The organism is Pseudomonas sp. PGPPP1, from assembly GCF_002255865.1.
Classification (GTDB): Bacteria; Pseudomonadota; Gammaproteobacteria; order Pseudomonadales; family Pseudomonadaceae; genus Aquipseudomonas; species Aquipseudomonas cremoris.
This window is the reverse complement of the sequence record NZ_NKIG01000007.1, coordinates 138,930-161,173: the sequence shown is the minus strand read 5'-3', so window position 1 is coordinate 161,173 and position 22,244 is coordinate 138,930. Positions and strand designations below refer to the sequence as shown.

16 protein-coding genes and 1 tRNA gene are annotated in these 22,244 nt (G+C 60.9%); 14 read left to right on the top strand and 3 right to left on the bottom strand.

Annotated features, from left to right (window positions below):
* Nucleotides 1-2: 2 nt before the first annotated feature.
* The 4 genes from CFE47_RS11255 to lepB all read left to right on the top strand — a co-directional run bounded on the left by CFE47_RS11255 (nt 3) and on the right by lepB (nt 10,438).
* Nucleotides 3-8,399, top strand: coding sequence for a two-partner secretion domain-containing protein (locus CFE47_RS11255; RefSeq protein WP_286837027.1), 8,397 nt, complete (start codon nt 3-5; stop codon nt 8,397-8,399).
* Nucleotides 8,400-8,401: 2 nt separating this feature from the next.
* A complete protein-coding gene (locus CFE47_RS11250; RefSeq protein ID WP_286837026.1) occupies nt 8,402-8,932 on the top strand; it encodes a hypothetical protein in 531 nt (176 codons plus the stop codon).
* A 291-nt stretch (nt 8,933-9,223) separates the two neighbouring features.
* The gene (locus tag CFE47_RS11245; protein WP_286837025.1) at nt 9,224-9,589 is read left to right on the top strand and encodes a hypothetical protein; all 366 of its coding nucleotides are present in this window, start codon (nt 9,224-9,226) and stop codon (nt 9,587-9,589) included.
* 60 nt (nt 9,590-9,649) lie between these two features.
* Nucleotides 9,650-10,438: a signal peptidase I gene (lepB, locus tag CFE47_RS11240; protein ID WP_286837024.1), complete on the top strand. Its 789-nt coding sequence runs from the start codon at nt 9,650-9,652 to the stop codon at nt 10,436-10,438.
* A 96-nt stretch (nt 10,439-10,534) separates the two neighbouring features.
* Here the strand turns inward: lepB and CFE47_RS11235 are convergent, their stop codons facing one another.
* The gene (locus CFE47_RS11235) at nt 10,535-11,122 is read right to left on the bottom strand and encodes a hypothetical protein (protein ID WP_286837023.1); all 588 of its coding nucleotides are present in this window, start codon (nt 11,120-11,122) and stop codon (nt 10,535-10,537) included.
* Nucleotides 11,123-11,125: 3 nt separating this feature from the next.
* Nucleotides 11,126-11,737 (bottom strand): hypothetical protein, encoded by a 612-nt coding sequence (locus tag CFE47_RS11230; RefSeq protein ID WP_286837022.1) that lies wholly within the window; start codon nt 11,735-11,737, stop codon nt 11,126-11,128.
* A 392-nt stretch (nt 11,738-12,129) separates the two neighbouring features.
* Here CFE47_RS11230 and CFE47_RS11225 point away from each other — a divergent pair, with 392 nt between their 5' ends.
* The 7 genes from CFE47_RS11225 to CFE47_RS11195 all read left to right on the top strand — a co-directional run bounded on the left by CFE47_RS11225 (nt 12,130) and on the right by CFE47_RS11195 (nt 17,453).
* Nucleotides 12,130-12,711 carry a hypothetical protein gene (locus tag CFE47_RS11225; RefSeq protein ID WP_286837021.1) on the top strand — a complete coding sequence of 194 codons (582 nt, stop codon included), beginning with the start codon at nt 12,130-12,132 and terminating at the stop codon, nt 12,709-12,711.
* 41 nt (nt 12,712-12,752) lie between these two features.
* Nucleotides 12,753-13,433: a CsgG/HfaB family protein gene (locus CFE47_RS11220; RefSeq protein ID WP_185704472.1), complete on the top strand. Its 681-nt coding sequence runs from the start codon at nt 12,753-12,755 to the stop codon at nt 13,431-13,433.
* Nucleotides 13,434-13,462: 29 nt separating this feature from the next.
* The gene (locus tag CFE47_RS11215) at nt 13,463-13,825 is read left to right on the top strand and encodes a DUF4810 domain-containing protein (protein ID WP_192298535.1); all 363 of its coding nucleotides are present in this window, start codon (nt 13,463-13,465) and stop codon (nt 13,823-13,825) included.
* Nucleotides 13,822-14,472, top strand: a complete 651-nt coding sequence (locus CFE47_RS11210; RefSeq protein WP_185704476.1) for a DUF799 domain-containing protein — start codon at nt 13,822-13,824, stop codon at nt 14,470-14,472. Before CFE47_RS11215 ends, CFE47_RS11210 begins: the two co-directional genes overlap by 4 nt.
* A gap of 133 nt (nt 14,473-14,605) precedes the next feature.
* Nucleotides 14,606-16,246: a vWA domain-containing protein gene (locus CFE47_RS11205; RefSeq protein WP_286837020.1), complete on the top strand. Its 1,641-nt coding sequence runs from the start codon at nt 14,606-14,608 to the stop codon at nt 16,244-16,246.
* Between the two features lie 44 nt (nt 16,247-16,290).
* Nucleotides 16,291-16,863 (top strand): RNA polymerase sigma factor, encoded by a 573-nt coding sequence (locus tag CFE47_RS11200; protein WP_185704482.1) that lies wholly within the window; start codon nt 16,291-16,293, stop codon nt 16,861-16,863.
* Nucleotides 16,860-17,453, top strand: coding sequence for a hypothetical protein (locus CFE47_RS11195; RefSeq protein ID WP_286837019.1), 594 nt, complete (start codon nt 16,860-16,862; stop codon nt 17,451-17,453). The genes CFE47_RS11200 and CFE47_RS11195 overlap by 4 nt, the downstream gene beginning before the upstream one ends.
* Nucleotides 17,454-17,510: 57 nt before the next feature.
* On the opposite strand, the gene CFE47_RS11190 is transcribed toward CFE47_RS11195, so the two are convergent.
* Nucleotides 17,511-17,587: transfer RNA gene (locus tag CFE47_RS11190), tRNA-Arg, on the bottom strand.
* A 369-nt stretch (nt 17,588-17,956) separates the two neighbouring features.
* Between CFE47_RS11190 and gabD the strand changes: the two genes are divergently transcribed.
* The 3 genes from gabD (at nt 17,957) to CFE47_RS11175 (ending at nt 22,209) form a co-directional block, all read left to right on the top strand.
* Entirely contained in the window at nt 17,957-19,399 is a 1,443-nt protein-coding gene (gabD, locus tag CFE47_RS11185; RefSeq protein ID WP_185704486.1) for an NADP-dependent succinate-semialdehyde dehydrogenase, read from the top strand.
* Nucleotides 19,400-19,583: 184 nt separating this feature from the next.
* Entirely contained in the window at nt 19,584-20,861 is a 1,278-nt protein-coding gene (gabT, locus tag CFE47_RS11180; RefSeq protein WP_286837018.1) for a 4-aminobutyrate--2-oxoglutarate transaminase, read from the top strand.
* A 139-nt stretch (nt 20,862-21,000) separates the two neighbouring features.
* Entirely contained in the window at nt 21,001-22,209 is a 1,209-nt protein-coding gene (locus tag CFE47_RS11175) for an HDOD domain-containing protein (protein WP_286837016.1), read from the top strand.
* Nucleotides 22,210-22,244 lie beyond the last annotated feature (35 nt).

Sequence of the window (22,244 nt, the reverse complement as noted above, 5' to 3'; positions counted from 1 at the left end):
ATATGGATGTTCGCCCTGTTTCTGCCCTGAAAAGCCTTGCCCAACGTGGCATGGCGTTGATCCTGGCCAATGCGTTGTTCTGGCAACCGTTGCTGGCAAACGCCGACGGCATTGTGGTCAGCGGCCCAGGCACTACAGTGGGCCAGGCGGGCAACGGCGTGCCGGTGGTGAATATCGCCACGCCCAATGGCAGCGGTCTGTCGCACAACCAGTTCAAGGACTACAACGTCGGCCCCAACGGCGTGATCCTCAACAACGCCACAGGTGCGCTGCAAAACACCCAGTTGGGCGGCATCATCGTCGGCAACTCGAACCTCAAGAACGGCGCTGCCAGTGTGATCCTCAACGAGGTCAAAGGCGGCAGCCCCAGCCAGTTGCGCGGCTACACCGAAGTGGCGGGGCAATCGGCCAAGGTGATCGTGGCCAACCCTTACGGCATCAGCTGTAACGGCTGCGGTTTTATCAACACCCCCAACGTGACACTGACCACCGGCAAGCCGGTGATCGACAAGGTCGGGCGGCTGGACCATTACCAGGTGGACGGCGGGGCGGTCACCATCGACGGCCAGGGCTTGAACGCCAGCAACGTCGACCGTTTCGAGATCATCACCCGCTCGGCCAAGATCAACGCCAAGATCAACGCACGCCAATTGACCGTGATTGCCGGGCGCAATGACGTCGATGCCCAAAGCCTGAAAACCACGGTGCGTGCCGATGACGGCAGCGAAAAGCCCGAGTTGGCCATCGACTCGTCGGCCCTCGGTGGCATGTACGCCGGCGCGATCAAACTGGTGGGCACCGAAGCCGGCGTGGGCGTGAAACTCGACGGTACGCTGGCAGCCAGTGGCGGCGATATCCAACTCGACGCCAACGGCCACTTGAGCATGGCCCAGGCCTCGGCCGACGGTGCGGTGGAGATCAAGGCGGCGAGCCTTGACGCCCATGGCCCGGTCTACGCGGGCACCACCCTCAAGGCGCAGACCAAGGGCGAGCTGAAAAACCACAAGACCCTCGCGGCCCGCGACAGCATTACCTTGGCCAGCAACGGTCGATTGACCAACAACGGCATCATCGAAGCCGGGGTCAACGCCGATACCACCCGCAATGCGGGGGGGGACGTCAAGCTCGACAGCCAGCATCTCAACAACACCGGTTCTGTGATCGCCAACCGCACCCTCACGGCGACCGTCGCGCAAAGCGTGGATAACAAAGGCGGCACCGTGAGCGCCAGGCAGGCGCTGAACATCACCGCTGGTAGCGTCGATAACCGAAACAAAGGCCAATTGCTCAGCGACGGCACCCAAACCCTGAATGTCAGCGACCTGCTGGACAACAGCCAGGGCGGCATCATCGACAGCACCGGCGCATTCACCCTGCACGGCAATACCCTGGACAACAGCACCGGCAACCTCACTGGCGCCAGTTCCATCACCCTGGATTTGCTCGGTGACCTGATCAACCGCAACGGCAAATTGGCCAGTGTTGGCCCCCTGCTGGTCCAGCGCGCGGCCCATGTGGATAACCGGGGTGGCAAGATTGCCAGCCAAGGTTTGCTGACGCTGTTCGCCAACAGTGTCGATAACCGGAACAGCGGCACCTTGGCCGCCAACGATGGCCTGGCCCTCACCACAACCGGCCTGTTGCAGAACGGCGCCAACGGCCTGATCCACAGTGAAAAGGCTGGCATCACGCTCATCGCCGGCACGCTCGACAACGACGGCGGGCGCATCGCTGCCAAAGCCGGTGATGCGAGCGTCGACGCTACCGACTTCAACAACGGCAGCGGCAACCTGTTTGCCCGCGATCGCATCCTGTTGCGCGGCATGAATGTGGATAACGGCGGTGAGATCGCCGCTAACCAGATTGACGTGCTCTTGCACGGCGCCCTCGTCAACCGTGGCCTGATCGAAAGCGCCACCACCCTGGATGTCGATACCGCAAGCCTGACCAACAGCGGGCAGATGCGTGCCTTGGGCGCCACAGGCAAAACCCGCTACGCCATCGGCGGGCTGCTCAACAACAGCGGCAGCCTCGAGACCGCCAACACCCAATTGAGCCTGGCGGCCGGCAGCTTCCAGAACACCGGCGGCAAGGTGCTGCATGTGGGTACCGGCGTGCTCGACCTCAGCGGCATCAGCCTTGACGACGTGGGCGGCAGCCTGGTGACCCAAGGTGACCTGACTCTCGATAAAACCAGCTGGACCAACAGCACCGCGATCCAGGCCGGACACCTGACCGTCAACGTCACCCACCTGCAGCAGACTGCCACCGGCAAGCTGCTCGGCACCCGCAGCCTGGTGGGCAAAGGCGAGGACTGGACCATTGGCGGTAGCGTCGCCAGCCAAGGCACGCTCGACCTGTCGGTGACCAGCCTGCTCAATGACCATGGCCTGATCTTCAGTGGCGGCGACATGGGCCTGCGCGTGGAACGCCTGAAAAACCTCGGCGCCGCGATCTATGCCATGGGCAACCTGCGTATCGACCGCGATGGCCAGGGCGGGCGCGCCGAGAGCATCATCAACAGCTCATCAAGCATCGAGACCGAAGGCAGCCTGGTGATGGCTGCCGGGCGTATCGAAAACATCCGCACGGTACTCACCACCGAGTCCGGCATCTACAGCGCGTCGATCACCCCCACCGCGTGCATCTTCGGTGTGACGGGCAGCGACTGCGACGGCGGCAAGGAAACCTGGCCGTTTCTTATCAGCGAGCGCGACCGCTTTGTGGTCACCGACGCCTCGGCGGCGTCGAGCATCACCTCCGCCAGCCATATGGCGCTGACCGGTGACACGTTGCTCAACAGCAGCAGTAGCATCGCTGCGGGCGGCAACCTGACGGTGGCGGTCAACCAGCTGAGCAACATCGGCATCGTCACTCACGACATCCTCAGCGAGCGTATTTTCGCCACCAAGCGTGACCGTCATCCGGAGGCCTGGTACCAACTGGCAGCGGCCTTCAACCAACGCTATACGATGGGCGCCGCGGGTTATGACGCCAATAATCTCAGCGGTCTTGAAGGCGCACTCGCGGCCTTCATCGGCACTACCCAGCGTGAGTGGGGTTCGCGAAAAATCACCGAACTGGCCCCCTCCGACCAACGTTACGCCGCCGTTATCCAGGCGGGCGGCGCGGTGGACGTCAAGGCCCAGGCCGGGATCGATAACAGCGTCGTACGCCCGGGCTACACCTATGTCGGCAGCGGCGCCAACACCAACGCGCCGGGTTATTCGACTCAGGTCGCGCTCAACCCGCAACTGCCGCCAGACGTGGCCCAGCAACAGGTCAACCCACTGAGCCTGCCCGGCTTCGACCTGCCAACGGGGGAGAACGGGTTGTTCCACCTCAATGACGGCAAGGGTGTGAACGGTGTGCCCACCAGCCAGTTTGCGGCCAACCCACACAAATACCTGATCGAGACCAACCCGCTGCTCACCGACATGCGTCAGTTCCTGAGTTCGGATTACATGCTGACCAAGCTCGGCTACGACCCTGAGACCGCCCAGCGTCGCTTGGGCGATGGCTTCTACGAACAACGCCTGATCCAGCAGGCCGTGCTCGCCCGCACGGGCCAACGCTTCATCGACGGCCAGACCAGCGACGCCGAGCTGTTCAAGCACCTGATGGACAACGCCATCGGCAGCAAGGATGCCCTCAACCTGTCGGTAGGCGTCAGCCTCACCGCCGAGCAGGTCGCGGCCCTGACCCACGACATTGTGTGGCTGGAAAACGCCACCGTCGCCGGCCAACAAGTGCTGGTGCCGGTGCTGTACATGGCCCAGGCCAACAATCGCCTGGGCCCCAATGGCGCGCTGATTTCCGGCACCGATGTGAACTTGATCACCGGCAGCAACCTCAACAACGCCGGCACATTGCGCGCCAGTGGCAGCCTGCTGGCGAACGTCGCCGGGAACCTGAGCAACAGCGGCTTGATGCAAGCCGACAACCGCCTCGATTTGTTGGTCGGCAACAACCTGAGCAACCGCGCCGGTGGCGTAATCGCTGGCGGCGCCGTCAACCTCGCGGCCGGTGCCGACCTGCTCAACGAGCGCACGGTGACCACTCATGAGAGCGCCAGTGGCTATCGCACCGAGCGCAAGGACTTTGGCGACAGCGCCGCCCGCATCGAGTCAGCCAGCGCGCTGGCCCTGAAAGCCGGTGGCACTCTCAACAACGTCGGCGGCGTGCTTAAGAGTGGCGCCGACACCACCGTCCAAGCGGCGGGTGACGTTAACCTCACCGCCTCGAAAACCCTGGACAGCGGTAACGTCGGCACAAGTATCCGCTACGCCACTGTCGCTCAGCAGGGCTCAATCATCGATGCGGGTCGTGACCTGCATGTGGTGGCCGGACGCGACATCAGTGTTGTTGCCAGCCAGGTTGAAGCCAAGCGCGATATCCAGTTGGTTGCCACCGGCAATCTCAACGCTGTCGCAGGCGCCAACGAACAGCATTCGGCGTACGACTCGAAGAAAGTCAAAATCATCGAGGACCACGTGCAGCAAGTGTCCAGCGTGATCAAGGCCGGTGGCGACGCCACCTTGAGCGCCGGGCAGGACTTGCAACTGGTGGCGAGCCACGTCAACGCCGGCAACGAGGCATACCTGGTGGCCGGCAAGAACCTCAACCTTGAGACTGCCGCAGACCAGGACTACAGCTTCTTCAGCAAGACCAAAAAAACCTCCCAGGGCAAGAAATTCCGCCTGGATGAAACCGACGCAGTGAACCATGTTGGCAGCCTGGTGAGTGCGGGCACCCACAGCACGCTGATGGCCGGTGAAAACTTGCTGCTGGCAGGCAGTACCGTCACCGCCGACAAGGGCGCGACCCAGTTGGTCGCGGGCCAGGACGTGAGCATTCTGGCGGTGAGCAATTCCGACAGCGCGCGCCACGAGCGCAAGGAAAGCAAAAGCAGCTGGGGCGGGCTCAAGTCGAGCAAGGTCCAAGACCAGGTCGACGAAAAGCGCACCACCGCGATGGGCAGCATGGTCTCTGGTGAAACCGTCACCGTGGCCGCCAAGCGTGATGCCACCGTGACCGGTTCGGCCCTGGTCAGCACCGGCGACCTCGCTGTGCAAGCAGGCCGCGACCTGACCATCGATGCGGCGCAAAACACCTTCGCCCGCACCGACATGCACAAGGAAAAGAACCGCGACCTCACTGGCGTGTTGACCGGCAACAGCCTCGGCCTGGATGACCTCACCGGCAATCAGAAGCTGTACATCAACAGCTCGAAACACAACGGCACGGCCAATGAAATGACCTTGACCGGCAGCACCATTGGCTCCAGCGCGGGCAATGTGTCGCTAACGGCGGGGCGTGAGTTGACGGTGGTGGCCAGTGATCTGGTGAGCACCAAAAACATGGCGCTCACGGGTGCCAACGTGACCATTACGTCCGGTATGGAAACCGCCAGCCAGACCAGCCAGGACAGCTCCAAAAGCCTGGCCGTTGGCCGTGTGATCGCCGGCACCGTGGTCGATACCGCCAACAGCATCCGTGACGCTGCCGAGGCGGCGCGCAGCTCCGATGATCCGCGGCTCAAGGCCGTGAAAATCGCCCAGGCGGCGCTGTCGTTGTACAACCTCAATAATCAGGCAGGGGAGGTCGCCAAGCAGAGTACCGGCTTCAAGGACAAGACCGGTGGCTCCGCCGGTAACGGCTCACTGATCAAGATCGGCACCGAGCTGGCCAACACCCGTACCAAAAGCAGCAGCGAATACACGGCGCAGACGGCGCACCAGAGCAGCCTCAATGCCGGGGAAAACCTGTCGATCGTGGCAGCGGGCGACGCGCCTGGGACCTTGGGTGACTTGAATATCACCGGCAGTTCGTTGAAAGCCGACAGCCTGCTGTTGTCCGCGAAAAACAACATCTTGATGCAAAGCGCACAGGACACTACCGACCGCAAAAACGATGGTTCGCGTAACAGGACGGCCATCGGTGCCAGCTTCAACATTGGCGAGCAAAACGGCTTCACCCTGGACCTTGGTGCGCAAACGGCCAAGAACCTGGGCTCGGGCGGTTCGGTGACTCAGGTGAACACCACCGTGGACGCCCGCTCGCTGCTGTTACGCAGCGGCCAGGACACTACCCTGGCCGGCGCCCAGGTGCGGGCTGACCGCATCGATGCGGATATCGGCGGCAACCTCACTGTCCTGTCCCGCCAGGACACCGACACGTCCAAGAGCAAGCAGGACAGCGCGGGCTTCGGCGCAAGCATCTGCATACCGCCGTTCTGCTACGGCTCCACTGTCTCGGCGTCTGCAAACCTTGCGGCGTCGAAGATGAACAGCGATTACCAGGCTGTCACCGACCAGAGCGGTTTCTTTGCCGGTACCGGCGGCTACACCATCGATGTGGCCAAGAACACCACCCTGCAAGGGGCGGTGATTGCCAGTGAGGCCACGGCCGACAAGAACCTGCTGTTGACCGACCGACTGTTGGTCAGCGACATCAAGAACAAGAGCGAGATCAAGAGCCAGTCGGCGGGCGTGAGCGTCTCCGGTACTTACAGCGGTGGTGTAGGCACCCTGTCGCCGGGAGCGCTGTACGGCATGGCACTCAACGACTCGGACCACAGCTACACCCGAAGTGCCGTCAGCGAAGGCACGATCGTGGTGCGCAACCCCGAAGGCGCCGGTGACTTGGTCGGCCTGAACCGCGACACCGCGAATGCCAACGAGCATCTCGACAAGCCCGATCAAAAAGCCATGCAGGAACGCATGGACCTGATCAAAAGCTCCATGGAGTTGACCAAAGGCATCGGCGACGCCATCGCGGCAGCGCGGATCAAGGCAGCCAACGACGAAAACAGCGACATCAGCAAAGCGACGAAGCAGAAGCTGATCGACGAAGGCGTCGTCAGCCCGACCCAGGCCCAGATCAGCCAGCGCGCCCAAGAGGATTATGGCGTTGGCAGCAGCTTCCAGAAGGCCAGCCAGGCGGTGACCGCCGTGGTGCAAGCGGCCATGGGCGGCAGCATCGGTGGCGCCATGGCGGGCGCTGCGGCGCCGTATCTGGCGCAGACCGTCAAGCAGATGACCGAGGGTGATCCAAATGCCAACCTGATGGCTCACGCCGTGTTGGGTGCGGTGCTGGCACGTGCCGGTGGAAACTCGGCGTTGGCGGGGGCGGCGGGGGCTTTGGCAGCAGAGGAAACCGCACGGCTGATCAAAGAGAACCTGTATGGGAATGTCAGCAGCGATAACCTGACGCCAGCGCAAAAACAAACCATCTCGAGCCTCTCTACATTGGCGGCCGGGCTTTCTGGGTCGTTGAGCGGTAAGGGGGCGTTGGATGCGGTCGCAGCGGCTCAGACCGGGAAAAACGCAGTTGAAAATAACTATCTGAGCGTTCCGGAGGCCAAGCGCAAGTTCTCGCTTCGGTACAAGCAAGCCCAAGGCACCATCACCGACGCAGAAAAAGAAGAACTCGTACAACTGGACCTGACCGACAAAAGCCGCGATAGCGCCATCAAGGCAGCCTGTACGCCCGGCAATCTGTCCAGTACCGCCTGCAGCAACTTGATCGGGCCTGCGCAGAAAGCCCTGGCTCAATACGACGAGTCCGTCGCCGTGCGCTTGCTCTACAAAGAGCTTTACCCGGCAGATGCAAAAAATGCGGAGGCGGCCCTACGCGGCCTGAGCGCTGAGCACATTCTGCGTGATGTCGTGTTGAACAACCTTACGGAAGGCTCTGGTCTGACGCGCGCAGAGATGGAACAGCGCTATGACTTGGCCATGACACTACAAACCGTGGTCGGGGTGCTTGCCGGGGGCTATGGATTGAAGGGCTTGGGAGCCGGTTCAAAAGTACCGACGACGGCCTTGGTGTCCGGGGAAACCAAGGTTGTGGGAAGCACAAAACCGGCAGCCAACGACGCGAGCTTTGATGTTCCCAAGGGCTATACCCAGGCAAATGATGGCAGCGTGACAGGCCCCGGTGGCGGGGTCTACAAAGCCACCGGTACGCAGGATGCCACTGGCAATCAGATATACCTGGCCGCCAATGGCAACTACTACACACTGACGGCAGAGCGTTCAACGCGCATTGCTTCACCTAATCCGCCGTCCGAAATTGGTTCAACAGGCAAGGTTGGAGAGGATGCACTCAAGCCGTTGGGCGGCCAGTCCCAAGCCTTTTTCGATACGAGTCTGGGGCCTCGGTTTGTCGACCAGTTGGCCCCAGGCGCCAAGGCGCATGAGTCCAAGGTGGGCTACACATCACTCGATGCCAATACCGCCCTGCAAGTGGCCAAGGATGCGGAGTTGATACAACGAGGTTTGGTCAATGACGTAACATGGAATTTTTTCAGAAGCCCTATTACCGGACGTGTAGGCCCGGCGCCAGCACTTGAAAAAGCGTTGTCCGATGCGGGCATTAAGATAAAGGTGCATTGAACATGACATTTACCACGGCCTATACGCCCGTCAGCGCAGCGTTTGCATCTATGGGGGCCCAGGAACTCAAGAGCTTCTACGAGGGGTTTATGCTCAATAAACCCTACTGCCTTGACGATCTGATTCAGGCGGTTTGGCAGACACCGGGGTACGAGCAGTGGAGCGCGGATTTCTCTCCAGAGTCGCTGGATGTGCTGGGCGAATGGTTTGCCGCGCGGATATCCGATAGCGCTCAAACCGCAAAGGATGCAGCGGTGCGTGATATGTCCGACGAAGAAAAAGCCCTGGCTGTGGCAGTTGGCATGTACTACGGCGAAGTGGCCGTTAGAAATAACCCGCAACTGGGTTGGCATCAATTGAAAGGCAACAAGAAACAAGCCGATTACGGTCAGCCGGTTATTTCTGACTCGGGCAAGCTTCCCACCAACCCCGTGCGGGTCGCGCATGCCTTTGCGAGTGGTATTGCAGATGGATCAAAGGCAGCCGGTCGACTTAGAGAAACATATGATTACTGGATGCAATTGATCCGGTGAATTCAGTCGGGCGGGTACTGGCTAGGGGCGCTGTTGTTGGTCGCCACGTTGCTCAATTGCTTTTTGAGATTTGGCGACGGGGGGAAGCCTTTTATCAGCGCCCTAATGCTCCAGTTGTGGTTTGGACAAGCGGTATTTGCCTATTTTCGGGGCGGCTGGGTATCTATCGGCCCGGGCGGTTTAGGTAAAGATGCCCCTGCTGTGGCGCGAGCGTCTCTGGCGGCGGTCGCTTTTTTTATATACCTGTTGGGTTTTTTTCTGGCGTTTGGTAGGTGATAGGGAGGTCGGCCCATGAGTATTGAGCAACAAGTCGAAGTGTTGAATGCGCTGACGCAAATCATGCATGACTCAGCGTCTGGGCAGTACGACGAGATGCGCTGTGAATTTGATTATGAGGTCTACGACGATGGATGGTCTGTGGGCTCAAAATTTTCATTTGTCCGAGACGGTTTGTTTGTCAGCGAACTACTGGACGACCCTGAGGATGAAGCCTCCAGCCTCGTCCATAAATTGCATGGGTTGATGACGTCGCACACCGGCGGTGATTGGACAAAATTCGTGTTGGCGATCGATCCAACAGGCAAGGCGACGACTCAATTCGCCTATGAGGCAAGTATGGGGGAAAACAAAACCTTACAGGAACCGGGTCATCAGTGATCTGCGTTAACAACAGCCTTGATGTACCGAGGCACTCAAGCAATTTATCAAGGACGGTCAATGAAACCCGCAAAACTCTCCCTGCAAGCCTTTCTGATGTCCTGCCTGGTGGCAGGCTGGGGCCTGGTCTACGTGGGCCGCATCAAATGGGCGATTTGGGTCGCTGCATTCATGTACACCGGCGTGGTGTTGCTCGGCGTGTCTGGCCTGAGTGCGTCGCCTGTCGGGCTCTACGTTCTCTTCGGGTTTATTGTCACGGTCAAGCTTGCGTCGGCGATCGTGTCGGCAGTGTTGGCCCGTCGCTACAACGGCCCGCCGGATGTGCCGCGTAAACGTTTCCATGCGCTGTACGTGGGTGTGCTGATCGTGATCACCTTCGTTTTGATGGAGGTGTTGCGAGTACCGCTGATGGGGTTCAAGAACTACTACATCCCGACTGGCTCAATGTCGCCGACGGTGTCGGTAGGTGACTACATCGTGACCGATCTCAAGCCCGGTACGCCCCAGGTTGGCGATATCGTGGTGTACCGCTGGAACGGTACCGAGGCGATCAAGCGTGTGGCGGGTGTTGGCGGCGATACCTTGGCTATCGTCAACGGTGAGCTGATCCGCAACGGCGAAAACCTCGGGTTGTTTCATGCGCCCGCAGACCGGGTGGAAGGCCCGGCGTCAATGACGCTTGCACCGGTCAAGGTTGAACCCGGGCATGTCTATCTGCTGGGCGATAACCGCTACAACAGCAACGACAGCCGCTTCATGGGGCAAGTGGCGGTCGAGGACGTGGTGGGCAAAGTGACGGGGATCTGGTTTTCCGAAGATCGCTCGCGAATCGGCACCCGGTTTCCCTGACCTGTAGTGAGCGGGCTTGCCCCGCGCCGCGGTGTGTCAGGTAAGCATGAGGTTCTGACACACCGCAGCGCGGGGCAAGCCCGCTCACTACATTGATCAGAGGAGTTTGCGTTGTACGGCTTCGTCCAGTGTGCTGCGCGTCAGCGCTTCCACCACTTCCCGGCCGTCAGCCTGGAACGGGATGCCCACGATCAGCACCAGCTGCATCCAGGTGCGCACCGACTCGCTCTTCTTGACCCGGCCCAGCTCTTTGCCGTCCTTGTCCTTGAACACGGTTTCCAGGGTGAAGGTGTTTTTCGCCGTGGTCGGGATGATGAAGAACGTCACGCCGGTGATGATCGCCGAGGCCATGCTGAACTGTTCGTTGTTGTACAGGGTGGCGTCGGCGTAGATGTCCGATTCGACCTTGTCAGTGCTCACCCGTGCAAAGCGGTTGGACTGGCGAAACGAGTCGGCCACGGCCTTTTCCCACAGTGCTGCCGGTGCGCCGGGAGCCGCATTGCCCGGGCCGCTGTTGACCTGGTTCAGGGTCGTGGTGCGTACGTACGCTGTCGGCTTTTGTGCCGGCGCGTTGGCGGTCGGTGGCCAGGTCTGCACGGCGGGCAATTCGTGTTGCGAGTAGGACACGCAGCCGGTCAGCAAGACTGCGGCGAGTACCAGGCTGTGCTTGATCAATCCTTTCATGTGTTACTCCTTGGGCAGCTTGGCGGTAGCGGAATCGAGCAATTGGGACACCAGATCATTCAACTGTTTGGCACCCATGGTCGGTGCCCAGTATTCGCGGCCATACAAGCCCACATTGCGTTCGAACTTGACCTCTTCTTTCGCGCTGGCCAGTTCCTTGCCGTCACGATCGACGATCACCAGGTTGCCTGCTACGTCGAAGGTATCGACGAAGATGGGGCCATTGACCCAGATCCAGATGGTCAGCGTCAGCAATGCACCCGGCACGTAGGCGGGATGCACACCACGGTGGCCCTTGAGGGAGGTCATGTTGAATTTCAGCGACACATCGTTCTCCCCCAGGCGCGTAGGGAATTCGGTGACCTGCTTGAAGTAACCGGCGCTGCGCACGTACTGGTTGAGCTGAACCGTAAGGGAGTGGCTGATCGCGGTCTTGTTGGCGTCGTTGACGTCGCTGGCCGTCACGCTCACATCGGCGATTTGCGCGCTGCGCGGGCTGCTGGTGGACGCCTGATGGGGCGGGGCACCGATGGGACCGGTGACGGTGTAGGACACACAGCCAGTCATCGATAATGCGGCAACGAGCGCCGTCGCCCGGAAGAGGGTTTTCAACACGCTATGTCCCTATAAGTGAACGAACCAAGTCACTGTTTCGACCTGCTGGCGCGGAACTTGAGCGAGTCATTTTTATATTTGAAAAGCACCCTCGGCTGGGTTTCGAGCGGCAGAACACAGGAGTACAGTCGCGGCCAATACTCCCTGGCTGGCCTCTGTGGTGCTGCGCAAAAGTGACGGTTTTTGGTTTGCTGACAATGCCTTACCGCTGATATCGGCGTTTTTCATTGGTGCGGTTGGCTGCGGATTGATGGCGCTTATCGTGCTGCCGGCGCCGCCAGGCGTAGATGAAACATTCGGGCAGGCCCCTCAAACCCCTTGAGAAGCCCTCTCAACTCCGTAAAATGCCGCGATTGTTTAAAACACGATACTTTTCAGGGACGAAATCAGACATGCGTGCGTTTGCCGTATTCCTCATCGCTGGCCTCATGGCGGGCTGCGCCTCCAAGCCGGCGTATTACATCTCACCGGCACCGGTCACTATTCCCAAGACGGCTACTTACTGGGTCGACACGTTCAATGTGGAGGTGGGCGGCAAAAGTAAGCACTTCATGCCCGACGACAAGGTTCGCAAAGAACTCGGTGTCGATCTGGTCGACCGTTTGCTCAAGGCCAAGCGTTACGCCACCAGCAAGGAAAGCGCCGACTATTTGCTGGAGGTAGATATCGTCTATGTGCGCCATATCATCGACTCCAACGGCGGACTCTCGACCCTGGTGATTGATGACGGCACCATCCTGCAAAGCATCGACTTCGGCTACAAGGTCAAGGTCAAGAAAGCTGGGGCCGAAGTGCTGCACTTCGCCCAAGACCGCTCAGGCCTGGTGCCCAACAACTGGGCCGGCCAAGCGCAGCAATGGCGGACCATCGGCGGCATCATCACCAACTCCGGCAACGCCAGTGTCGAGCGACATTTCACTGGCGGGCTTAGCCGCTACATCATCGACGACCTGCGGGATATTCCCTCCCGCTAGCGATACCTGCTGCATCCGATCTCTCACCCCAGGAGCACCGCGTGAAAACACTGTCCAAAATCCTGCTGTCGGGCCTCACCGCCGCAGCGCTGTTGACCGTGGCCGGTTGCGCCACGGAGAGCAACCGCGCGTTGCCGGTGGAACAAGTTGCCAGCGCCAACGTGGCTTATTCGGGCGTACGCGTACCGATTGCCGTGGGCAAGTTCGATAACCGCTCCAGCTACATGCGCGGCATCTTCTCTGACGGCGTCGACCGCCTCGGTGGCCAGGCCAAGACGATCCTAATCACTCACCTGCAGCAGACCAACCGCTTCAGCGTGCTGGACCGCGACAACATGGGCGAAATCTCCCAGGAAGCCGCGATCAAAGGCACCGTGCAGAAGCTCAAGGGCGCTGACTACGTAGTGACCGGCGACGTGACCGAGTTCGGCCGCAAAGAAACCGGTGACCGCCAGCTGTTCGGCATCCTCGGCCGTGGCAAGACCCAAGTGGCCTACGCCAAAGTCGCGTTGAATATCGTCAACATCAGCACCTCTGAAGTGGTGTATTCCACCCAAGGCGCCGGTGAGTACGCGCTGTCCAACCGTGAAGTGGTCGGCTTTGGCGGCACCGCCAGCTACGACTCCACCCTCAATGGCAAGGTCCTCGACCTGGCCATGCGCGAAGCCATCAACCGCCTTGTCGACGGCATCAATGCCGGCGCCTGGAACCCGCGCAACTGATCAGCAGCCTCTAAAGGAGCAGTACAAGGATGAGCAAGGCAGTCAAGTTGGCGCTGATGCTGACAGCAACCGCAGTAGTCGCCGGGTGCCATACGGCGCCCCAGCCCCTGTATCAATGGGAAAGCTACCAGCCGCAGGTGTATGAGTACTTCAAGGGTGAGCCCAAGGAAGCGCAGGTCGAGGCATTGGAGCGCGATCTGCAGAAGATCAACGCCAGTGGTCGCAAGGCCCCGCCGGGCTACCACGCCCACCTGGGCATGCTGTACCTGAGCATGGGCAAGGATGACCAGATGGTGCAGGAGTTCCGCACCGAGAAGGCGCTGTTCCCCGAGTCCGCCTCTTACATGGACTTCCTGCTGAAAAACGCCAAGACCGGAGTCGCCACTAAATGAGCCTATTGAAACTCACCGGCGCCTTGCTGGCCCTGGCCTTGCTCGGCGGTTGCGCCGCGCCCAAGACCATCGACTACACCGCGTACAAACAGGCGCGGCCAAAGTCGATCCTGGTATTGCCGCCACTCAATGAGTCGCCGGAAGTACAGGCGTCCTACAGCCTGGTGTCGCAAGTGACCTACCCGTTGGCAGAAGCCGGCTACTACGTGCTGCCGATTGCCCTGGTGGACGAAACCTTCCGCCAGAACGGCTTGACCACCGCCAACGACATCCAGGCCGTGCCGCCGACCAAACTGCATGACATCTTCGGTGCGGACGCGGCGCTTTACATCACCGTCACCGAGTACGGCACCAAGTACATGCTGATCTCCAGCGACACCGCGGTGACGGCCTCGGCCAAACTGGTCGACCTGCGCACCGGCACCACCCTGTGGACCGGTTCGGCGCGCGCCTCCAGCGAGGAAGGCAACAACAACAGCGGCGGCCTGATCGGCATGCTGATCACTGCGGCGGTCAAGCAGGTGATCAACAGCTCCACCGATGCGGCGCATCCGATTGCTGGCATTACCAGTGCGCGCTTGCTGTCGCCAGGGCAACGCACCGGGATCCTGTACGGTCCGCGTAACCCGAAATACGGCACGGACTGATCTCACTGTGGGAGCGGGCTTGTCCGCTCCCGCATTGATTGAAGTGTGTCAGCAAGCAACTCGAATTAACCCGAATCTTGCACATCCTGCGTCTGACCTTGTGAACGGATTATTCATTCACGAGGTTCAGCCCATGTCCCGTCCTTTGCTCTTCCTGCGTCCTGCTGCCCATGGCTTTGCCGTTACCTTGCTGGTGGCGCTGGCCGGGTGTGGGCTGTCTTCTTCGCGTGATGTGGCCAAGCCGTCCGAGGCTGCGCCTGTTTCCGAGCTGCAAAGCGAACCGGTGCTCGGTACGCTGAGCAAGCGCATGGCGTTACCTGCACCGATGACCACGCGCCTGGTGATGCAGGAATCGGCAGCCATGGCGTATCGCAGCGAACCGCGCGAGCAATACAAAAACCTGCCCGACAACCCAGTGCATCGCGTGGCCGAAACGCCAGTGTCCACGTTCAGCGTCGACGTCGACACAGGCAGCTACGCGAACGTAAGACGCTTCCTCAACCAAGGCCGCCTGCCGCCCGAGGGCGCTGTGCGACTGGAAGAAATGGTCAACTACTTTCCCTACAGCTACGCGTTGCCTACCGATGGCTCGCCTTTTGGCGTGACCACCGAAGTCGCCGCCACGCCGTGGAACCCGCACACCCAATTGCTGCGTATCGGCATCAAGGCGTCCGACCGCGCCGTGGCGGACCTGGCGCCGGCCAACCTGGTATTCCTGGTGGATGTGTCCGGCTCCATGGACCGTCGCGAAGGCTTGCCGCTGGTGAAAAGTACGCTGAAATTGCTGGTGGATCAGTTGCGCGATCAGGACCGTGTTTCGCTGGTGGTGTACGCCGGTGAATCGCGAGTGGTGCTCACACCCACCTCGGGCCGCGACAAGACCAAGATCCGCAACGCCATCGACCAACTCACCGCTGTCGGCTCGACTGCAGGTGCATCGGGCATCGAGCTGGCTTACCAGATGGCCCGTGAAGGCTTTATCGACAAGGGTATCAACCGCATCCTGCTGGCCACCGACGGTGACTTCAACGTGGGCGTCAGCGACTTCGACAGCCTCAAGCAGATGGCCGTGGACCAGCGCAAAAGCGGCGTATCGCTGACCACCCTGGGCTTCGGTGTGGATAACTACAACGAACACCTGATGGAGCAGCTGGCCGATGCCGGCGACGGCAACTACGCCTATATCGACAACCTGCGCGAAGCCCGCAAGGTGTTGGTGGAGCAACTCAGCTCGACCCTGGCGGTGGTGGCGCGGGATGTGAAGTTACAGGTGGAATTCAACCCAGCACGAGTCAATGAATATCGTCTGCTTGGTTATGAAAACCGTGCGTTGAAGCGTGAGGATTTTAATAACGACAAGGTCGACGCGGGTGAAATCGGTGCAGGGCATACGGTTACTGCGCTGTACGAAATCGTGCCGAAGGGCGAGAAGGGGTGGTTGGAACCTTTGCGTTACGCTGCTGCGCCTGCGGCCGAGGAAAAAACCGGCGAGTTGGCGATGCTGCGTGTGCGTTTCAAGCCTGCGACGGGCGGTGACAGCCAGTTGATCGAGCGTCCCATCAGTGATGTAACGCGCAAACCTAGCGACGATCTGCGCTTTGCCGCAGCCGTGGCAGCCTTCGCCCAACAGCTCAAGAGCGATGGCCGCTACACTGGCAGCATGAGTTTGCGCGACACCGCCGCACTGGCCCGCTCGGCCCGAGGCGATGACCCGTTCGGGCTGCGTAATGAGTTTGTGCAATTGGTGGAGCTGGCCGAGAGCCTCAAGCGCTGATGCTGAGCGCAACAACGATCCCCCGAAAGGAGTCCGCCACCCACATGGCCGTTCCAGATGACCTACCCAGCGACGAGTCGCTGCTGGCCCGCTATCGAACCGGCGACAGCGCCGCGTTCGAAGCCTTGTACGCAAGGCACCGCCAAGGCCTGTACCGTTTCCTCGTGTCCCTGAGCAACAAAGCCGAACTGGCCGAAGAAATCTACCAGGAGACCTGGCTCAGCCTGATCCGCAGCACCACCCAGCCACAGGGCCGCGCGAGTTTTCGTACGTGGCTGTTCCAGATTGCCCGCAACCGCCTCATCGATTACTGGCGCAAGCACGGCATCCACAACCCCTTGCACGACAGCTACGACGAGCAACTCCACGCCCAGCCCGATGACAGCGCCGGCCCCGAGCAGCAACTGAGCCTGAGCCGCGACCAGGCGCGGCTCGACGCCGCGCTGCAAGACTTGCCCGAAGACCAGCGCGAAGTCTTCCTGCTGCGTTTGCACGGCGACCTCGAAGTGCCGCAAATCGCCGCCCTCATCGGCGCCCCGCTGGAAACCGTAAAAAGCCGCCTGCGTTACGCCCAGCAGAAACTGCGTCGTCTGCTGGCCGAGGAGATACCCGCATGACTGACTCTCGACATACGCCAGATCCCGATGACGTGCTGCTCCAGCACTATCGTCAACACACCACCGGCGAACCGCCTGCGTCCCTCGACGCCTTCATCCTCGCCACCGCCCACCGCGAAGCCCCGGCCCCGCAGCCGAGCGTGTGGCAACGCTGGCTGCAAGCCTGCCCGCGCCCGCGCTGGCAAATGGCATTCGCCACCGTGGCCGGTTTGGCACTGATGATCGGCGTAGTCATGCGCTCGCCCGTGCCGCAACCGGAGATATCCACAGCCACCTTCTCCGCGCTCCACGAAGAGGCCACCCGCCCGGCACCGCCGATGATGTCCGCTCCCGCCCCGGTAGCCCGTCTTGCCGTTGCCCCTCAAGCAGAGAGTGCGCAGGCCATGGGCTCGATGGCAGATCAGCCCAGCGCCAAGCTGAGCAAGCGTGCGCCTGTGGCATTGCCTTCGTTGGAGGAAGGGTTACAGGAGATTGTGAGGCTGCGTGAGGCCGGGCAGGCGAGGGCGGCGGATGAGAAGCTGCTGGCGTTGCATGAGCGCTTCCCGGAGGAGGATTTGCCGGCGAGGTTGGAGGCGTTGGTGCAGCATTGAAATGGACACCCACAAAAAAGCCCCAGGTCTTTCGACCTGGGGCTTTTTCATCGTATCTGGTGCACCCGGCGGGATTCGAACCCACGACCCCTGCCTTCGGAGGGCAGTACTCTATCCAGCTGAGCTACGGATGCTTGTGCGGGCGACATCATACCCATGTCGACCTTGGGCGTCCATGCTGGGTTTTGGCCGTTGAACGGTAGGAAATCGGCACGCTACGGCCCTAAGCCGGGCGCCGTCGGTCAAGGTGTTGGAACCTGGCCCGAGTACGCTGATCAGAAAGATTCGGCAAATGCGCCGTTTTCGTTCTTTTTTTCGAACAGACTATTGCCCTGTACCCCCATTGATCCTAGGATTCGTTTGAGATTTCAAACGCTCCGTGTCCCGTGCGCCATTTACTTCCTCGCGTGCTGGGGCTGATTTCCCTGACGGCAGCCCACAAGGCGCCTTTCAACAACTCTAATTCGCTCCGCGTGCGCGCGGTGCTGTTAAGGAAAGCCGACATGCAGCTTAAAGATGCCCAGTTGTTCCGCCAGCAAGCCTTTATCGATGGCGCTTGGGTCGATGCGGACAACGGTCAGACCATCAAGGTCAACAACCCTGCCACGGGCGAAATTCTCGGTACCGTGCCGAAGATGGGCGCCGCTGAAACTCGCCGCGCCATCGAAGCCGCCGACAAGGCCTTGCCGGCCTGGCGTGCGCTGACCGCCAAGGAGCGGGCCAACAAGCTGCGCCGTTGGTTTGAACTGCTGATCGAAAACCAGGAAGACCTCGGTCGCCTGATGACCCTCGAACAAGGCAAGCCGCTGGCAGAAGCCAAGGGCGAAATCGTCTACGCCGCGTCCTTTATCGAGTGGTTCGCCGAAGAAGCCAAGCGCATCTATGGCGACGTTATTCCTGGGCACCAGCCGGACAAGCGCCTGATCGTGATCAAGCAGCCTATCGGCGTGACCGCTGCCATCACCCCGTGGAACTTCCCGGCGGCGATGATCACCCGTAAAGCCGGCCCGGCCCTGGCTGCCGGTTGCACCATGGTGATCAAGCCAGCTTCGCAAACTCCGTTCTCGGCCCTGGCCCTGGTTGAGCTGGCGCACCGCGCCGGTATCCCAAAAGGCGTGTTGAGCGTTGTTACCGGCAGCGCCGGCGACATCGGTGGCGAGCTGACCAGCAACCCGATCGTGCGTAAATTGTCCTTTACCGGTTCCACCGAAATCGGTCGCCAGTTGATGGCCGAATGCGCCAAGGACATCAAGAAAGTCTCCCTGGAACTGGGCGGCAACGCGCCGTTCATCGTGTTCGACGACGCGGACCTGGATAAGGCCGTCGAAGGCGCGATCATCTCCAAGTACCGCAACAACGGCCAGACCTGCGTCTGCGCCAACCGCCTGTACATCCAGGATTCGGTGTACGACGCCTTCGCTGAAAAACTCAAAGTGGCCGTGGCCAAATTGAAGATCGGCAACGGTCTGGAAGAAGGCACCACCACTGGCCCGCTGATCGACGAAAAAGCCGTGGCGAAGGTGCAGGAACACATCGCCGACGCCCTGAAAAAAGGCGCCAAGCTGCTGAGCGGTGGCAAGGTCATCGACGGTAACTTCTTCGAGCCGACCATCCTGGTCGACGTGCCGAAAGACGCTGCCGTGGCCAAGGAAGAAACCTTCGGCCCACTGGCACCGCTGTTCCGCTTCAAAGACGAAGCCGAAGTGATCGCGATGTCCAACGACACCGAGTTCGGCCTGGCCTCCTACTTCTATGCTCGCGACCTGGGCCGTGTGTTCCGTGTGGCTGAAGCCCTGGAATACGGCATGGTTGGCGTCAACACCGGGTTGATCTCCAACGAAGTGGCGCCATTCGGCGGTATCAAGGCTTCGGGCCTGGGCCGTGAAGGGTCCAAGTACGGGATCGAGGACTACCTGGAAATCAAATACCTCTGCCTGGGCATCTGATTCGCTCGGCAAGGCATTGCTGTAAACGCAGAGGGCACGAGAGCGCTGACCCTTTGCGTGTTTCGCCCGTTATTCGTAGTGGCCGGGAAAGCTGTGGCAGTCGATCATCGCATGCTGCCGTAGTCTCCTCCCCGCCACGTATTCCTTGGACCACGCCACCCGATGAGTGGCGAATGAGGACTTTATGAGCAAGACCAACGCATCCCTGATGAAACGCCGCGAATCCGCTGTTCCGCGCGGTGTTGGCCAGATCCACCCGATCTTCGCCGAGTCGGCCAAGAACGCCACCGTGACCGACGTTGAAGGTCGCGAGTTCATCGACTTCGCCGGCGGTATCGCCGTGCTGAACACCGGCCACGTGCACCCGAAAATCATCGCGGCCGTGACCGAGCAGCTGAACAAGCTGACCCACACCTGCTTCCAGGTACTGGCCTACGAGCCTTACGTGGAAGTGTGCGAAAAAGTGAATGCCAAGGTTCCAGGTGATTTCGCCAAGAAAACCCTGCTGGTGACCACCGGTTCCGAAGCCGTCGAAAACGCCGTGAAAATCGCCCGTGCGGCCACTGGCCGTGCCGGCGTGATCGCCTTCACCGGCGCCTACCACGGCCGCACCATGATGACCCTGGGCCTGACTGGCAAAGTCGTGCCTTACTCGGCCGGCATGGGCCTGATGCCAGGCGGCGTGTTCCGCGCGCTGTACCCGAATGAACTGCACGGCGTGAGCGATGACGATTCCATCGCCAGCATCGAACGCATCTTCAAGAACGATGCCGAGCCACGTGATATCGCGGCAATCATCATCGAGCCGGTGCAGGGCGAAGGCGGTTTCTACGTCGCGCCTAAAGCCTTCATGAAGCGCCTGCGTGAGCTGTGCGACAAGCACGGCATCCTGCTGATCGCTGACGAAGTGCAAACCGGTGCCGGTCGTACCGGTACTTTCTTTGCCATGGAGCAGATGGGCGTTGCTGCCGACCTGACCACCTTCGCCAAATCCATCGCAGGCGGCTTCCCGCTGGCCGGTGTGTGCGGCAAGGCTGAATACATGGACGCCATTGCTCCAGGCGGCCTGGGCGGCACTTACGCCGGTAGCCCGATCGCTTGCGCGGCTGCGCTGGCGGTGATGGAAGTGTTCGAAGAAGAGCACCTGCTGGACCGCTGCAAGGCAGTCGGTGAGCGTCTGGTTACTGGCCTCAAGGCTATCCAGGCCAAGTACCCGGTGATTGGTGAAGTGCGTGCCCTGGGCGCGATGATCGCGGTCGAGCTGTTCGACGATGGCGACACCCACAAGCCAAACGCTGCTGCTGTCGCCTCCGTGGTGGCCAAGGCGCGTGACAAGGGCCTGATCCTGTTGAGCTGCGGCACCTACGGCAACGTGTTGCGCGTACTGGTTCCGCTGACCTCGCCGGACGAGCAGTTGGACAAAGGCTTGGCGATCATCGAAGAGTGCTTCTCGGAGCTGTAAGCCGAAGCTGACCTGATCGACAGAAAAAACCCGCTTCGGCGGGTTTTTTTGTGCCCGATGCAGCACATTCAGGCGTTGTTCATTGTACGTAGGCAGCTCCATTGTCTAAGGTGCAAACATTGCCGATGGAGCGTGCTGGATGAGTGTTGTTGATTTACCGGCTGTACCCCGAGTGCTGATTGCCGAGGCGGACCCTTGGTCACGGGATCTGCTCAAGCAAGTTTTACTGGCTGTGCGTTGCGACGCACGGTTGGATGTGTGTGCCGATGGGCAGCAAGCGGCTGCACTGCTGCGAGAAAAGGCCTACGACTTGATCCTGGCGGATTGGGAGTTGCCGGGCGTTGATGGCCTGAGTTTGCTACGCAACGTGCGTCAGAAGCGCCGTACACCCTTGCTGCCGTTCATTCTGCTGAGCAGTCGCAATGACAGTGCCAGCGTGCGTGAAGCCTTGCCGCTGGCGCCTACGGCCTACCTGACCAAACCCCTGAACATGGAAGGCCTCACCCAGCGTCTGCAGGACTTGCTGCTCAACGAAGGTGAAAGTGTGTACTGCGAGGTGCCACCGCTGGCGCCTGGCATGACCTTGCCGGTGTTCCTTGAGCGTCGTCGCGAAGCCTCTGACGGCGCGCCGTTGCGGGTCGACGTAAAAGCCGCCGTGCAAAGCAGCCTGGGGGCCAATGGCTTGGACCTCAAGCGCCTGGAAGACCAGGTGCGCATGGACCCACAAATCACCGCTGTGTTGATTGCCGCTGCGAACAGCGCCGGCCATCACGGCACACCGGTGCAGACCTTGCCGGCGGCGTTGCACAAGCTCGCTGCCGGTCAAAGCATGAACCTGATCCTGGGCCTGGCCCTCAAGCACAACGTGGTGCTGGGCGACCCGGCGCTGGTGGCCTATGCCGAGCGCCACTGGCAGTTGTCCCAGGACACCGCCGACTATGCCCGCCGCCTTGCGCGCATGCTGGAGCTGGACCACGAGCGCTGCTACAGCGCGGGCATCCTGCATCGCCTGGGTGACCTCGCGTTGTTGCGCTGCCTGGAAGACTGGCGTCAGGGCGGTGGTGCGCTGGATGACGAAACTATCGGCGAGTCTCTCTATACCTTCGGTGCGGCCTATGGCTCGGCGCTGCGGGCGCGCTGGCGTTTGCCGCTGGAGTTGCGCCAGTTGATCGCATCGATCTATTCGTTGGACGGCGGGGTGTACGCCCGAGATGCGCTGGTGGTGAACCTGGCGGCGCAAATGGCGCGGCTGACTGAGCATGAAGGGTTGGAAGCGCTGGCGGCGAGCAAGACCGCACGCTTGCTCAAGGTGGGCTTGTCGGAGCTGACGCGAGTGCGTAAGCGCTAGTACCCAACGCAGAGCCCGCTCACTACAAAAGCCGA